This window comes from Avibacterium gallinarum (assembly GCF_002921135.1).
Lineage (GTDB): Bacteria > Pseudomonadota > Gammaproteobacteria > Enterobacterales > Pasteurellaceae > Avibacterium > Avibacterium gallinarum.
The window spans coordinates 20,692-36,143 of record NZ_PQVJ01000052.1; the positions used below are offsets into that span (position 1 = coordinate 20,692).

13 protein-coding genes are annotated in these 15,452 nt (G+C 38.3%); 5 read left to right on the top strand and 8 right to left on the bottom strand.

From position 1 onward, the window contains the following. Positions 1-203: 203 nt before the first annotated feature. The 4 genes from C3007_RS10030 (at position 204) to C3007_RS10045 (ending at position 5,798) form a co-directional block, all read left to right on the top strand. Positions 204-1,457: an HlyD family secretion protein gene (locus C3007_RS10030; RefSeq protein WP_103854299.1), complete on the top strand. Its 1,254-nt coding sequence runs from the start codon at positions 204-206 to the stop codon at positions 1,455-1,457. A 20-nt stretch (positions 1,458-1,477) separates the two neighbouring features. Continuing rightward, a complete protein-coding gene (locus tag C3007_RS10035) occupies positions 1,478-3,556 on the top strand; it encodes a peptidase domain-containing ABC transporter (protein WP_103854300.1) in 2,079 nt (692 codons plus the stop codon). A gap of 299 nt (positions 3,557-3,855) precedes the next feature. Next, positions 3,856-5,034 carry an ATP-grasp domain-containing protein gene (locus C3007_RS10040; protein ID WP_103854301.1) on the top strand — a complete coding sequence of 393 codons (1,179 nt, stop codon included), beginning with the start codon at positions 3,856-3,858 and terminating at the stop codon, positions 5,032-5,034. 8 nt (positions 5,035-5,042) lie between these two features. Continuing rightward, a complete protein-coding gene (locus C3007_RS10045) occupies positions 5,043-5,798 on the top strand; it encodes an esterase family protein (protein ID WP_103854302.1) in 756 nt (251 codons plus the stop codon). 39 nt (positions 5,799-5,837) lie between these two features. Here C3007_RS10045 and C3007_RS10050 read toward each other — a convergent pair whose 3' ends face one another. Then, complete coding sequence (locus C3007_RS10050; protein ID WP_103854303.1) at positions 5,838-6,662, bottom strand: alpha/beta hydrolase; 825 nt, start codon at positions 6,660-6,662, stop codon at positions 5,838-5,840. Positions 6,663-6,710: 48 nt separating this feature from the next. Continuing rightward, positions 6,711-7,175: a xanthine phosphoribosyltransferase gene (gene gpt / locus C3007_RS10055; protein ID WP_103854304.1), complete on the bottom strand. Its 465-nt coding sequence runs from the start codon at positions 7,173-7,175 to the stop codon at positions 6,711-6,713. A 121-nt stretch (positions 7,176-7,296) separates the two neighbouring features. Between gpt and C3007_RS10060 the strand changes: the two genes are divergently transcribed. After that, on the top strand, positions 7,297-8,751 hold the full coding sequence (locus C3007_RS10060) for an aminoacyl-histidine dipeptidase (RefSeq protein ID WP_103854305.1): 1,455 nt from the start codon (positions 7,297-7,299) through the stop codon (positions 8,749-8,751). 63 nt (positions 8,752-8,814) lie between these two features. Here the strand turns inward: C3007_RS10060 and C3007_RS10065 are convergent, their stop codons facing one another. The 6 genes from C3007_RS10065 to atpA form a co-directional block, all read right to left on the bottom strand. Further along, a complete protein-coding gene (locus C3007_RS10065) occupies positions 8,815-10,164 on the bottom strand; it encodes an MFS transporter (RefSeq protein WP_103854306.1) in 1,350 nt (449 codons plus the stop codon). A 12-nt stretch (positions 10,165-10,176) separates the two neighbouring features. Continuing rightward, the gene (locus C3007_RS10070; protein ID WP_103854307.1) at positions 10,177-10,971 is read right to left on the bottom strand and encodes an inositol monophosphatase family protein; all 795 of its coding nucleotides are present in this window, start codon (positions 10,969-10,971) and stop codon (positions 10,177-10,179) included. A gap of 177 nt (positions 10,972-11,148) precedes the next feature. Continuing rightward, the gene (locus C3007_RS10075; protein ID WP_103854308.1) at positions 11,149-11,577 is read right to left on the bottom strand and encodes a F0F1 ATP synthase subunit epsilon; all 429 of its coding nucleotides are present in this window, start codon (positions 11,575-11,577) and stop codon (positions 11,149-11,151) included. Between the two features lie 39 nt (positions 11,578-11,616). Further along, positions 11,617-12,990 (bottom strand): F0F1 ATP synthase subunit beta, encoded by a 1,374-nt coding sequence (gene atpD, locus C3007_RS10080; RefSeq protein ID WP_103854309.1) that lies wholly within the window; start codon positions 12,988-12,990, stop codon positions 11,617-11,619. A gap of 16 nt (positions 12,991-13,006) precedes the next feature. Next, positions 13,007-13,876, bottom strand: a complete 870-nt coding sequence (gene atpG, locus C3007_RS10085) for a F0F1 ATP synthase subunit gamma (RefSeq protein WP_035688897.1) — start codon at positions 13,874-13,876, stop codon at positions 13,007-13,009. Between the two features lie 22 nt (positions 13,877-13,898). Further along, positions 13,899-15,440, bottom strand: coding sequence for a F0F1 ATP synthase subunit alpha (gene atpA / locus C3007_RS10090; RefSeq protein ID WP_035688894.1), 1,542 nt, complete (start codon positions 15,438-15,440; stop codon positions 13,899-13,901). Between the last annotated feature and the right edge of the window lie 12 nt (positions 15,441-15,452).

Consider the following 15,452-nt stretch of genomic DNA (forward strand, 5'->3'; position numbering starts at 1 on the left):
TAAACATTTTATTTTTGTATTTAGGAGTTTTCCCTCTTTATATAAATCTTGCATATATTAGTTTAATATTGGTTAACTATATATTAAAGATAATATATAGAGGAGATGATGTTAGTAAGTATTTAGATTTTAATAGGAAAATACATTCTTTTATCATTATTCTCCTAGGCATCTATTATTCATCATTTTTATAAATTAGATTTATGTTTAGAAAAGAAGCCCTAGAACATCAGAAATGGAAAAGTAATGCTGTATTGTTTTCCAATATTCCAAGTTGGTTAGTTTTTTCTATTTCCATTGTCATTGTGGCTTCTTTTATTTTATACGTTACTTTTGGTAGTTATACCCGCCGCGAAATTGTTTATGGTGAAGTTGTGATGCAACCTCACCCAATCATACTTTCAGCATCTAAATCTGGTTATATTTCAGAAAGTTATATTAAAATAAATCAACCAGTAAAAAAAGGAGACCCGCTATTTAAAATTACATTAGATCGTATCACAGATAGTGGTAATGTTGGTATTAATTCAATTAATGCAATAAAGGCACAGCTAAAAAAACTTAGTGAAATTATAACATTAGTTAAAAATAATCAGACTGAAACCTTAACAAACCTACAAAAGCAAATTGACAAAAACCGTAAAATCTATAATGAAACAAAAATATATTTAAATGAAGTTTCCGCAAGCACAGAAGAATACCGCATTACATTAGAAAAATATGAAAAATTGATGAAAAAAGGCTATTCCTCTAATGATGAGGTGGCTCTGCAACGTTCGCGTTATTTCGATCAAAAATCTTTACGCAACAATTTACAAGAAAAATTAATCCAACAAGAAACAGTCATTATAGGGCTAGAAAATGAAATTGAGAGTCGTAGAACCGATTTTCAAAACCAGATTATTCGTTATGAATTACAACAAAATGATCTTGAAATTCGTTTACTTGAATTTGAATCTGTTTCAGAGCTGATTGTTAATGCTCCGCTAGATGGGTTAATTGAATCAATCAGTGCAACTGTGGGGCAAATTATTCGTGAAGGAGATGCTTTGGCTCAACTAATACCAGCTAATAAAGGCGAATATCAGTTAGTAATGTGGGTGCCTAATAGCGCAATTTCTTTTGTTAAACCTGAAAATAAAATCAGTATTCGCTACGAAGCTTTTCCTTTCGAAAAATTTGGACAGTTTGATGGCACTATTAAATATATTTCGACTGTTCCTGCTTCTCTGCAAGAACTTGCTTTTTATAAGAATGTTCCTAGTACAGATCCTAATAACCCATTATATAAAATTGTTGTAGAAATACCTGACCAAAATGTCTCTTATAACCATACCTCATTAGCATTTTTAAGCGGTATGAAAGCTGAGGCAACCCTATTTTTAGAAAAACGAAAGCTATATGAATGGATGTTTTTACCATTTTATGGTTTAACCAAAAATATGGAAAAAGAATAAAAATATAGGAAAACAGGGATATGTTAGATAAACTTAATTTTTCATTCTTTAGAAAAGTTCCTCTCGTATTACAAACAGAATCGGCAGAATGCGGATTGGCTTGCCTAGCGATGATAGCTGGCTTTTATGGAGAAGAATCTAATCTTTTTCAACTTCGTAGTAAATATGGTATTTCTTCTAAAGGTGCCACATTAAAAAATTTAATTGATATTGCACAAGATCTTAAATTAATTACTCGCCCACTTTCACTTGAACTTGATGAATTAAAATTGTTACGTTTACCTTGTATTTTACATTGGGATTTTAATCATTTTGTTGTTTTAACCAAGGTAAAAAATAAATCTGTTGTTATTTTTGATCCCGCTTTTGGTAAAAAGAACATCTCTTTTGCAGAGTGTTCAAAACATTTTACAGGGGTAGCCTTAGAAGCTTGGTCAGAGGTAAAATTTGAAAAATCTAAGGATAATGAGAAAATTAGCCTTTATGAAACATTTAAAAATATTTCTGGTATAAAAGGTGCATTATTAAAGATATTTTCTCTTTCTCTGTTAATTGAATTAATTGCGCTATTAATGCCTATTGGCACCCAATTAGTGATAGATCACGTTTTAAAAGCTAAAGATCAATCCTTGTTATTAATCATTTGTTTAGGTCTTTTTTTATTTACGCTCTTTAGAAGCGCGGTGAGTATGTCAAGAGCTTGGATTTCATTAAAAATGAATTATCTAATCGATTTTCAATGGACAAGCAGCTTTTTTTCTCATTTGTTAAAACTTCCTTTAGATTTTTTTGAGAAACGTCAAGTTGGTGATATTCAATCACGTTTTGATTCACTTAGAAAAATACAAAATACACTTACTAATAGCATAGTAACTACAATTATTGATTTAATTATGACTATCAGCGTTACTATTATGATGTTCCTTTATGGAGGATGGCTAACTTGGGTAGTGATAACTTTTTCCATTATCTATTTAATACTTCGGTTTGTAACCTATTTTACTTACCGCCAGATTACAGAAGAGCAAATTATTAAGAGTGCAAAATCTACTTCTCATTTTATGGAAACACTTTATGGTATCGCAACAATAAAATCTCTTGGATTAAATAAAAAGAGAGAAGAATATTGGATGTCATTGAATGCTGATGCTTTTAATACATCAATTAGAGTAACAAAGTTAGATATGCTTTTTTCTGGCATTCATACTTTTATTTCTACCTTAGAACAAATTTTGATCTTATGGATTGGTGCAACAATTGTTATGGATAATATGATGACAGTTGGAATGTTTATGGCATTTAATTCCTATAGAGGCTCATTTTCCTCCAGAATGGGAAACCTAATTAATATTTTCTTTAATTTTAAAATGCTTTCTTTACACAGAGAAAGGATTGCCGATATTGCTTTAACTGAAATTGAAAATAGCATACACTCCTCACCATTTTCTTTATCAGAAGAACAAAAAGGTTTATCTATTTTAGTGAAAAACCTTACTTTTCAATATGATCAATTTACACAACCTATTATTGATAATTTAAATTTAGAAGTTAATGCTGGAGAAAGCATAGCGATCTCCGCTAAATCAGGTGCTGGTAAAACAACCTTACTAAAATTAATGTCGGTGCTCTTGAAACCAACAAAAGGAGAAATTTATATTAATAATATTGATATTAAAAACTTAGATATTTCACATTATCGCCAACATATTGCAACTGTGTTACAAGAAGATAAGTTTTTCTCTGGATCAATTTTAGAAAATATCGTCTGTTTTGATAATCAATATGATAAAGAATTTGCCATTCAATGCGCCAAACAAGCTCAAATCCATAATGAAATAATGAAGATGCCAATGAATTATGAAACATTGCTTGGTGAACTAGGAAACAACCTTTCAGGAGGGCAGAGACAAAGATTATTTATTGCGCGAGCTCTCTATAAAAGACCTAAAATTCTTTTTATGGATGAGGCAACAAGTCATCTTGATGAAGAAAATGAAAGAAAAATTAATGATGCAATAGCTAAACTAAAAATAACTAGAGTAATAGTTGCCCATCGTCAATCTACTATTGAAAGTGCTGATCGATGTATAAATCTATAAAAGCTAACCTTGATATAATCATTGTAATATGAGTTTTATAAAATCCTTAATACTAATAATTTAACCTATGATTTAATCTATGAAATATTTATAAGCAGCCTAAAAATAAGATAGAAAAAATCATTGTAAACGTATTACTTATCGCAGTGATATTTAAATTTATTCCCCTCTGTTTACGTCTAAAAAATAAAGAATAAATAATCCAATTTATTCAAATTTATATGTTGTTACTTTTATCACTTGATGATTTTTTGTATAATGCAATCGTTTTCGTTATTTTTTAGATTGAGGGATAGTCTATGTCAAGACCACTAAACTTTGTGATGATTTCACCCCATTTCCCAACCAATTTTGAAACCTTTGCCGTGCGCTTGCGGGAGAATGGTTTCAACACCTTAGGCATTGCCGATACGCCTTATGAGCAACTAAGTGAAAATCTGCGCAATGCGCTGACGGAGTATTATCGCGTGGATAATATGGAAGATTACGATCAGGTTTACCGTGCGGTGGGCTATTTTGCCCATAAATATGGACGCATTGATCGCATTGAGTCGCACAATGAATATTGGCTTGAGCTAGATGCGAAACTTCGCACGGATTTCAATGTATTTGGTTATAAAAATGAAGATATGAAATCCATTAAAACCAAATCAAAAATGAAAGAAATTTTCCGCCAAACGGGCTTGAAAGTGGCGAAAGGACGTGTATTTGAAAGCGATGAAGATGCCAGAAAATTAGCGCACGAATTGCATTATCCCGTGATTATCAAACCGAATTCTGGCGTGGGCGCGAGCGATACTTATAAGATTAAAAATGCGCAAGAATTGGAAAACTTCTTCAGCCATAAAAATCCCAACGTGGAATACATTATGGAAGAATTTATTGACGGCGATATTGTTACCTTTGACGGCTTAACGGATCGCGATGGCAATATTGTGTTTTATTCTAGCCTTGAATATTCCGAAGCGGTGCTGGATACCGTAGAAAAAGATGGCGATATGTTCTATTACGTTCCCCGTGAAATTTCGCCAAAATTGGTGGAACTCGGCCAAAAATGCGTCAAAGCCTTTAATGTCAAAGAGCGGTTCTTTCATTTCGAGTTTTTCCGTGTGAAGAAAACCAACGAATTATTACCATTAGAAGTGAATTGTCGCCCACCGGGTGGTTTAACCATTGATATGTGGAATTATGCCAATGATTTCGATGTATTCAATGAATATGCGCATATTGTGAAAGACAACCAATTCCACGCGCAAATTTCACATCCTTGGAATGTGGTGTATATCTCTCGCAAGGCAAATCAGCATTATGCGCATTCCATTGCCGAAGTGTGCGAAAAATTCCCACACAATATCATTAGCGTACAGCAAGTGCCGGGCGTATTTGCCAAAATTATGGGCGAAGAAGGAATATTGGCACGCACGCCAAGCCTTGAACAAATGCGTGAAATTATTCAATTTGCCCATCAAAAACACTAGGAGGAAAAATGTTTTTTGAACGCCGTCATCATTGGAGCGGAGAGCTCGGTCGCGAAATGCCTTTTAATGTTTATGGCCACAGCGGCAAACCTGTGATTGTTTTTCCTTCATCAGGGGGAAATGAAAACGAATATGGCAATTTTGGAATGATTGACGCCTGCCGTTCTTTCATTGAACGTGGCTTAATTAAATTTTACACGCCAGATTCTTTTGATAAGGAATCTTGGCTCGCAGATTACAAATCAGGGCAAGATATGGCGCAGGCTCACAATGCCTATGATCGCTATACTATCAATGAGTTAGTGCCATTAATTCGCTTTGAGTCCCAATGGCAAGGCGCAATGATCGCCACAGGTTGTAGTATGGGTGCATTCCACACCATAAATTTCGCCTTACGCCACCCCGATCTCTTTGACACCGCCATTGCCTTAAGTGGCGTGTATGATGCCCGTTTCTTCACAGGAGAATTTCACGGCAACGCGGAAGTCTATTTTAATTCCCCCATTGATTATTTATGGAATCAAAACGATCCGTGGTTTTTAGAGCGCTACCGCCAAAACCATTACATAATCGCCGTTGGGCAAGGCGCTTGGGAAGAACAACACATCGCCGACACAGCGCGCTTACAACAAGCCTTCCAAGCTAAAGATATTCCAGCTTGGTTTGACTTCTGGGGAACAGATGTGGATCACGACTGGCCTTGGTGGCGCGTACAAATGCCTTATTTCTTAGGGAAATTGGAAGAACAGGGGCTATTAAAATAGAAAAAGCGGATTGATATTCCGCTTTTTCACTTATTGAAGCTATTTACCCAACAACGCAAAATGCAAAAACTCGACAAAATGATCTGCCCAGTGCATTTCGTGATGGATTTCGTTCGCCATAATGCGTAAGCGGATATGATCGAGCGGATGCCCTGTGCGTAGCAAAGCCTGATAATAACGCAGAGTGCAATCAATGTAGGCTTGATTCATATTAGAAATAAATTGTGAATCCATTTCATCGCCTTCATTTGTGCCAACTTGGATAAACACACGGCTTTGCGCTTGTAAAGGGTGGTGATGAATAAAGTGCATAAAAACAGGTTCACTAAACCAAGATGCAAGGGAAAACACGCCCAAATGGCCAAAAATGTGCGGATACGCCGCGCCCATATAAGCGGTGATAATACCACCCATTGAGCTACCAGCAAGCAAGGTATTTTCTGAATTTGGCAAAGTGCGGTAGGTTTTATCGATAAATGTTTTAACCTCATTAACCACCCATTGCGCATATTCTGCGCCACGTCCGCCCACATTGCGCACGTCATCGTTGTTGCCCACATCCGTTCGCCAAGGGGCATATTCGTTCAGCCGTTCTGCCCCTGCATTATCAATGCCGACAATAATGAGTTTCGGCAAATGTTGATAATGCTTAATGGTAGGAATAATTTTCCACGAATGGCCTGAATAGGATTCTTTGCTATAAAACACATTTTGCCCATCGTGCATATAAAGCACAGGGTAATGCTGCCAAGGTTCGTTGTGATAATCTTTTGGCAACAACACGCGCACACGGCGGTGGTAATGGTAATAAGGCACATAAAGAAAATGCTCTTGCATTTCCAGATAATGATTAAACGCACTCATCTTTTTACTTCTATAAAAAACGCTGGCAAGCCCAGCGTTTATCACAAATTATTTTCTCGCCAATGGTGGAACGAAAGTGATGCCCATATCCCAAGGCTGTTCAATCCAAGTGTTTTGTGGAATATCGATCACATAATCGTCCACTAAATCTGCTCCAGCCGGTTTTGCAAAAACCGTTACAAAACGGGCATTTGGATAAAGTTCACGAATGGCACGCGCTGTGTTGCCAGTATCCACTAAATCATCGACCACGATAAAGCCTTCGCCGCCGTTAGGCACTTGCGCAGCGTGTAACACATTTAATTCGCCTTGCTGATTATGATCGTAGCTTGCGATACACACGGTTTCAACGTGGCGAATGCTCAATTCACGCGCCAATACCGCAGCAGGAAACAATCCCCCACGGCTTACTGCAATAATGCCTTTCCATTGTGATGCTGGCAATAAATGTTCAGATAATTTGCGTGCGTGCATATGGAACATATCCCAAGTCACAACATATTTTTCACTCATAACTCACCTTAACTTAAGAAAGGAGCGGAAACCGCCCAATAAATAAAATTGCGTTAGGATAACTTGAAACCAATTTTTATGCTATTATTTTGATGAATTTTTTTCATTTGAGGAAAAAACTATGTCTGAAATCCAACAACTCCAACCTACCTTGTTGTGGAAATGGTTCGATCAAATCTGTGCCATTCCTCACCCATCTTATCACGAAGAAGCACTGGCTAACTTCATCGTAAACTGGGCAAAAGAAAAACAATTTTTTGTCGAGCGTGATGAAGTCGGCAATATTTTAATTCGCAAGCCTGCAAGCGTTGGTATGGAAAATCGCCCTACCGTGGTGCTGCAAGCTCATCTTGATATGGTGCCACAAGCCAATGAAGACACTCAACACGATTTCCAAAAAGACCCTATTCAACCTTATATTGAAGGCGAATGGGTCACCGCCAAAGGCACAACCCTAGGGGCGGATAATGGAATTGGCCTTGCTTCTGCCCTTGCCGCATTAGAAGATGAAACCCTTGCTCACCCAGAGTTAGAAGTCTTGCTCACAATGACCGAAGAGCAAGGAATGGAAGGGGCGATTGGTTTACGTCCAAACTGGCTGAAAAGCCAAATTATGATCAACACCGATACCGAAGAAAACGGCGAAATTTATATTGGCTGTGCCGGTGGCGTGAATGCTGATCTCAGTGTTCCCGTGCAAAAAATTGCCAACCCTTATGCGCATAGTTACGAGCTAGTATTAAAAGGCTTGCGTGGTGGGCATTCTGGCGTGGATATTCACACAGGACGAGTTAATGCCGTGAAAGCGCTGGTTCGTTTTCTTGCGCATCTCAAACAAGATCACCCACAAATTGATTTCGCCATTAGCCAAATTAAGGGGGGCTCAGTACGCAATGCCATTCCGCGTGAAGCCTTTGTAACCCTATGCTTTGATGGCGATCTCGCTCCATTACAAAGTGCGGTGGAAAATTTTGAAGTTTTATTAAAAACCGAATTAGCCATTGCCGAACCCAATCTGAGCTTGTTCTTACAACCTGTTGAAAAACCAGCACATATTTTTGATAGCCATTCACAAAATAACATCATTAACCTATTTAATGTCTTACCAAACGGAGTAATTCGTTACAGTGATGCGGTAGAAAATGTAGTGGAAACCTCGCTCAGTTTAGGCGTGCTAAAAACCTCCGACAATCAAGTGAACGCCACGATTTTAATTCGCTCATTAATTGAAAGCGGCAAATATTATGTGCAAGAAATGCTGAAATCTTTGACCGCACTTTGTGGTGCAAGTGTCAATTTCGCTGGCAATTACCCAGGTTGGGAACCTCACCCAGACAGCAAAATCTTAGCCCTAACCAGCCAAATTTACGCAGATATTTTAGGCCATCAACCTGAAATAAAAGTGATTCACGCAGGGTTAGAATGTGGCTTGCTGAAAAAAATCTACCCTAATTTAGATGTCGTTTCTATCGGCCCAACTATTATTAACGCCCATTCCCCTGATGAAAAAGTGCATATCCCCGCGGTACAAACCTACTGGCAATTACTCACCAGAATTTTAGCTGAAGTGAAGTAATACATTAAAACATAAGTGCGGTGAAAAATTTCGAGATTTTTTACCGCATTTTTTATTTAAAAGCTAAGCTACATTTTTTGATTTTCTAGTTTGATATACAACTAAAATTGAGAAAATAATTGCTGCAACAACGGAGAGTAAATCAGCACCTACCCAGAAATAAGCAAGTGCATCAAAATCATAAATTTTATTACCTGCCGAATCAATAACCGTTGTTTTATCAATCATAAAACCTGTTAAAAATTCACCCGCTGCTGCACCCGCGTAACCAAATACGCCCATCATTCCCAAGGCAATTCCCGATGCTGATTTGTGGGAAATATCTGTTGCTAACAACCCACCTAAGAAGCAAAGTTGAATACCTAAAGTAATACCAAAAACAGAAAGTGCACCAATAGCAAGCCAGGTGTTACCTGCTGGGGCAAATAAGAATGCTGCAAGAGAAAGTGCATTAAGTAAACTTACTATTACCGTCATAATATTTCGTTTACCTTGCAAGAAACGATCTGACAACCAGCCTGAAACAATTGTTCCTAAAATACCAACAATACTGTTTACGCTAATGATCGATGCGGCTTCTAATGTTGTATAGCCTTTTCCATTTTCAAGGAAAAATACGCCCCAGCTATTTACACCATAACGACCAATATACATACAGCAAGAAGCCACTGCTAACACCCAAATGGCAGGATTTTTAATCACGTCCCATTGATGTTTCAATACTTCTTTATTATCTAACTCCTCTGTTTGTTTATCCATTGTAATAATCGGTTTAAAGCCACAAGCTGCTGGCGAGTCTTTCATAAACATTATTGCAACTAACACGCCCAATAATCCCATAATACCCGCAAAACTAAAACCAAAGCGCCAACCGAAAGTAGTAATAATTGCAGCAGTAACGACAAAGGTTATCCCTTCACCTACATTATGAGCAACTGACCAAAATCCATAGTAAGAACCTCGTTCTTTATCATCATACCAACGTGAAAGTGCTACCACACAAGGACCTACGCCCATTGATTGTACCCAACCGTTAAATCCCCAAATGATAGTAAGAAAAATAGCACTAGTCGTCATTCCCATGGCAAAATTACATAATGCGGAGAAAAATAATCCTACCGAAAGGTAACGTACAATATTTGAGTGATCTGCTACTGCACTATTAACAAATTTACCAACTGCATAGGTAATAAAAATAGCAGAACCTATAACCCCAAGTTCTGTTGGAGTTAAAATATTATTATTGACTAAGGCTGGCTTAGCGACATTAAAAGATAAACGACAAACATAATAAATAGCATAAGCAAAAGAGAATGCCCAAAAACTTTTCATTCTTGTGCTTTTAAACATTGCCTCGGTGTAATCTTTAAGTGGAATAGCAGGGCTTGCTTTGAAAAAATTTAAAATAGACATTGTATTTTCCTCCTATAAAGTTAAGGATCGCATAGCTTCAAGCTGATTAAATATGCCTTGACTGCTAGCAAGAATATAATTTCCTTTTAATAATCCATCATTTGCTAAAAAGTCGTTAGTTTGTCCACCAGCCTCTTGAACTAATAAAATACCGGCAAGGCAATCCCACGCATTGATATGCGGTTCAAAATAACCAATTAATCTGCCTGCCGCGACATAAGCTAAGGTTAATGCCCCTGAACCGTTACGGACAAACATTCCTCCGTCTTTTAATACTTGATCAATAACTGGCACAAATGTACTCGGTGGAACACGATGGGACATTCCCAATCCAACTAATCCCTCTTGCAAAGAAGTCGCTTTTGATGCAGATAAAGGAGCTTCATTAACAAACGCACCTTCACCTTTCATCGTATGAAAAAGCTCTTTATGCAATGGATCGTAAATCAGCCCAATAACAATTTCCTGTTTGTAAAGCACGGCAATAGAAATACACCAAGCCTGTAGGCCATATAAAAAAGGACTTGTGCCATCAATGGGATCAACCACCCAGCAAAAGTCCTTATCAAGCCCATCGGCACCTGATTCTTCACCTAAGAAGCCATCGTCAGGAAAGTGGGCTTTTAATGCGGTTTTTATCTCTTTTTCAACATTTTGATCAGCGATGCTTACTAAATCTTGCGCTTCTCCCTTTTTATGCTGAATGTTAAGTTTGTCTCTATTTAAGTAGAATGAGAGTGCTATTTCCCCCACATTCTTAATGAGATCTTTTGCAAAAACATAACGTTGCTGTATATGGCTATTCATACGTCCCCCTTTTGTTTCATACTCAACAAAATTAGAACATATATTTCAATATATACAAACGTCAAAATTTTTGTTTTGAGAGATGTTTCACAAAATATTTTTAGGCAAGTTTTGACTAGGAAAAGAAAAACCACCCGAAGGTGGTTTTTTAGATACAGTAAAGAAAGTGCGGTAAAATTAGCGTTTATTTTTGACTAATTTTTCTGTCAGTTCGTAAGCGCGTAGTTTTGCTAATTCTTTAGCAAGTTGAGAGGCGAGCATTTCGTAGTTTGCGTCTTTCGCGCTAGATACAATATTTTGTTCTGCGCGGCGTTTGGCTTCTAAAATGCGATCGCCATCAAGCTCTTTACCACGAATTGCGACATCCGCAAGGACGGTAACGACATTGGGTTGAACTTCTAAAAAGCCACCTGAAACGTAGATAACTTCTTCATTGCCATTTTCTAAGGTCAATTTGACGATACCCGGTTTGATTGCCGTTAATAAGGGGGTGTGGCCCGGTAAGATACCAAGCTCCCCTTCAATCCCTGTGGCTTGAATGCTTTTTACTTGACCAGTAAAAATGCTTTCTTCTGCACTTACAACCGTTAAATTTAATGTTGCCATTGTGATTCTCCTTCAAGTGTTTAATCAGGCTTGAAGTGATTACATATTTTTGGCTTTTTCTAGCACTTCATCAATAGAACCAACCATATAGAACGCTTGTTCTGGAATATGGTCATATTCACCTTCTAAAATACCTTTGAAACCGCGAATAGTGTCTTTTAATGAAACATATTTACCCGGTGAGCCTGTGAACACTTCTGCAACGAAGAACGGTTGTGATAAGAAGCGTTCGATTTTACGCGCACGCGCAACCACAAGTTTATCTTCTTCAGAAAGCTCGTCCATACCAAGAATGGCGATGATGTCTTTCAACTCTTTGTAGCGTTGTAAGATACCTTGTACGCCACGCGCTACATCATAATGCTCTTGGCCAACCACTAATGGGTCTAATTGGCGAGAAGTTGAATCAAGAGGATCTACCGCAGGGTAAATACCTAATGATGCAATTTGACGGCTTAATACTACCGTTGAGTCTAAGTGCGCAAAGGTGGTTGCTGGTGATGGGTCAGTTAAGTCATCGGCTGGTACATAAACCGCTTGTACGGAGGTGATAGAACCTGTTTTAGTGGAGGTGATACGCTCTTGTAATGCCCCCATTTCTTCTGCAAGGGTTGGTTGGTAACCTACCGCAGATGGCATACGACCTAATAATGCGGATACTTCCGTCCCTGCTAGGGTGTAACGATAAATATTATCCACGAAGAATAATACATCACGGCCTTCATCACGGAATTTTTCTGCCATAGTTAAACCGGTTAATGCAACACGCAGACGGTTACCTGGTGGCTCGTTCATTTGTCCGTAAACAAGGGATACTTTATCTAATACGTTAGATTCGGTCATTTCGTGGTAGAAGTCGTTACCTTCACGGGTACGTTCACCAACCCCTGCAAATACGGAGTAACCTGAGTGTTCGATCGCAATATTACGGATTAATTCCATCATATTTACGGTTTTACCTACACCCGCACCACCGAATAAACCAACTTTACCCCCTTTTGCAAATGGGCAGATTAAGTCGATAACTTTGATCCCTGTTTCAAGCAATTCTGTGCTGTTTGCTTGATCTTCATAGCTTGGTGCCGGTCGGTGAATTGACCAAGTTTCTTCTGCACCAATTGGGCCTTGTTCGTCAATTGGTTCACCCAGTACGTTCATAATACGTCCTAGGGTTTTTGTTCCCACTGGAACGGAAATTGGTTTGCCCGTGTTAGACACGGATAAACCACGTTTTAAACCATCTGATGAACCCATTGCGATACAACGTACGATTCCACCGCCTAATTGTTGTTGAACTTCAAGCACTAAGCCTGTTTCAACGTTTAAGGCATCATATACTTTTGGTACTGCATCTTGTGGAAATTCAACGTCAATAACCGCACCGATGATTTGTACAATTTTTCCAGTTGCCATTATCGATCCTCTTTACTTAAATTGCCGCTGCACCAGCAACAATTTCATTTAATTCATTTGTAATACTTGTTTGGCGAGCTTTGTTGTAAACTAATTGCAAGTCTTTAATTAAGTTTCCTGCATTATCAGTTGCCGCTTTCATCGCCACCATTCGTGCCGCTTGCTCAGAAGCCAAATTTTCAACTACCGCTTGATACACTTGAGATTCTAAATAACGAACCAATAAACTATCTAACAACACTTTTGGATCAGGTTCGTAGATATAGTCCCAAGATTGTGCGCTTTCACCTAAATCATCATTATCTAATTCAGGTAAAGGAACAAGTTTTTCTAAAGTAGGTTTTTGCGACATTGTGTTGATGAACTTATTGTAAGCAATGTAGATCGCATCTAATTTGCCTTCTCTATAAGCATCAAACATTTCATTTGCCGTACCAATTAATTCTTCAACAGAAGGCGTATCGCCCATTCCTGAATTTTGTGTAGCAATATTCAAGCCAAGAGATTGGAAAAACCCGATACCTTTTGCACCGATTAAACCCAGTGAAACTTCCACTTGTTTTTCTTTCCAACCTTTGATTTCTTGAAGTGCGGTCTTAAATAAGTTGATATTTAAACCGCCACATAATCCACGATCTGTTGAAACAAGTAGGATACCTACTTTTTTCACTTCTCGTTCCACTAAAAACGGATGTTTGTAACCAATACTGGCTTTTGACACGTGGCTAATCACGCGGCGTATGGCTTGAGCATACGGGCGTGAAGATGACATACGATCCTGCGTTTTACGCATTTTCGATGCTGCAACCATTTCCATTGCCTTAGTAATTTTTTGTGTACTTTGAACACTGGAAATTTTGGTTCTTATCTCTTTTGCACCTGCCATTGATGTTCTCCGTTAATGTGAATTACCAAGCACTGTTTGCTTTGAAATTGTCTAAAATCGCTTGCAATGTTGCTTTGATTTCATCATTGTAATCGCCAGTTTTGGTTAATCCGTCCATAAAATCAGCATAGTTATGTGCTGCATATTCTAAAAGGGCAGATTCAAAAGAAGCGATACGATCTAATTCAACATCTTCTAAATAACCAAATTCAACGGCAAATAACACTAATGCTTGTTGTGCAACACTTAATGGAGAATATTGTTTTTGTTTCAATAATTCTGTTACTTTCTGACCGTGAGAAAGTTGTTTGCGTGTTGCATCATCAAGATCTGAAGCAAATTGTGCGAATGCTGCTAATTCACGATATTGCGCAAGTGCGGTACGAATACCACCCGCTAATTTTTTGATGACTTTAGTTTGTGCTGCACCACCCACACGAGATACCGAAATACCTGGGTTTACCGCAGGACGAATACCTGAGTTAAATAGGTTAGATTCTAAGAAAATCTGACCATCGGTAATGGAAATTACGTTGGTTGGTACGAAAGCCGATACGTCACCTGCTTGGGTTTCAATAATTGGTAAGGCAGTTAAAGAACCTGTTTTACCTGTTACTTTACCTTGTGTGAAACGTTCAACATATTCTGCATTAACACGAGAAGCACGCTCAAGTAAACGAGAGTGTAAATAGAATACATCACCTGGGAAAGCTTCACGACCTGGTGGACGGCGTAATAACAATGAAATTTGACGATAAGCAACTGCTTGTTTAGATAAATCATCATAAACGATGAGTGCATCTTCACCGCGATCACGGAAATATTCACCCATTGTACAACCTGCATAAGGCGCTAAATATTGTAACGCGGCAGATTCTGATGCAGATGCTACAACCACGATGGTATTTTGTAATGCGCCGTGTTCTTCTAATTTACGCACTACGTTAGCAATGGTTGATGCTTTTTGACCAATCGCTACATAGATACATTTAATGCCAGAATCTTTTTGGTTGATGATGGCATCGATAGCTAATGCGGTTTTACCTGTTTGACGGTCACCGATAATTAACTCACGCTGACCACGACCGATTGGCACCATTGAGTCCACCGCTTTATAACCAGTTTGAACAGGCTGATCAACAGATTTACGATCGATAACCCCTGGAGCGATAACTTCAACGGGCGCATAACCATCGTTTTCAATTTCGCCTTTACCATCAATTGGCTGACCAAGAGTATTCACCACACGGCCTAATAAACCGCGGCCTACTGGCACTTCAAGAATGCGTCCTGTACATTGAACTTCCATACCTTCAGAAAGATCAGTATAAGGCCCCATTACAACCGCACCCACCGAATCACGCTCTAGGTTAAGTGCCATTGCATAACGATTGTCGGGTAATGCAATCATTTCCCCTTGCATTACATCGCTTAAACCATGGATACGAATAACCCCATCGCTCACAGAAACAATGGTTCCTGTGTTGCGTGGTTCGCTCACCACGTTAAATTCGGCAATGCGTTTTTTAATTAATTCACTAATTTCAGTCGAATTTAGTTGCATCTTTTATTCCTC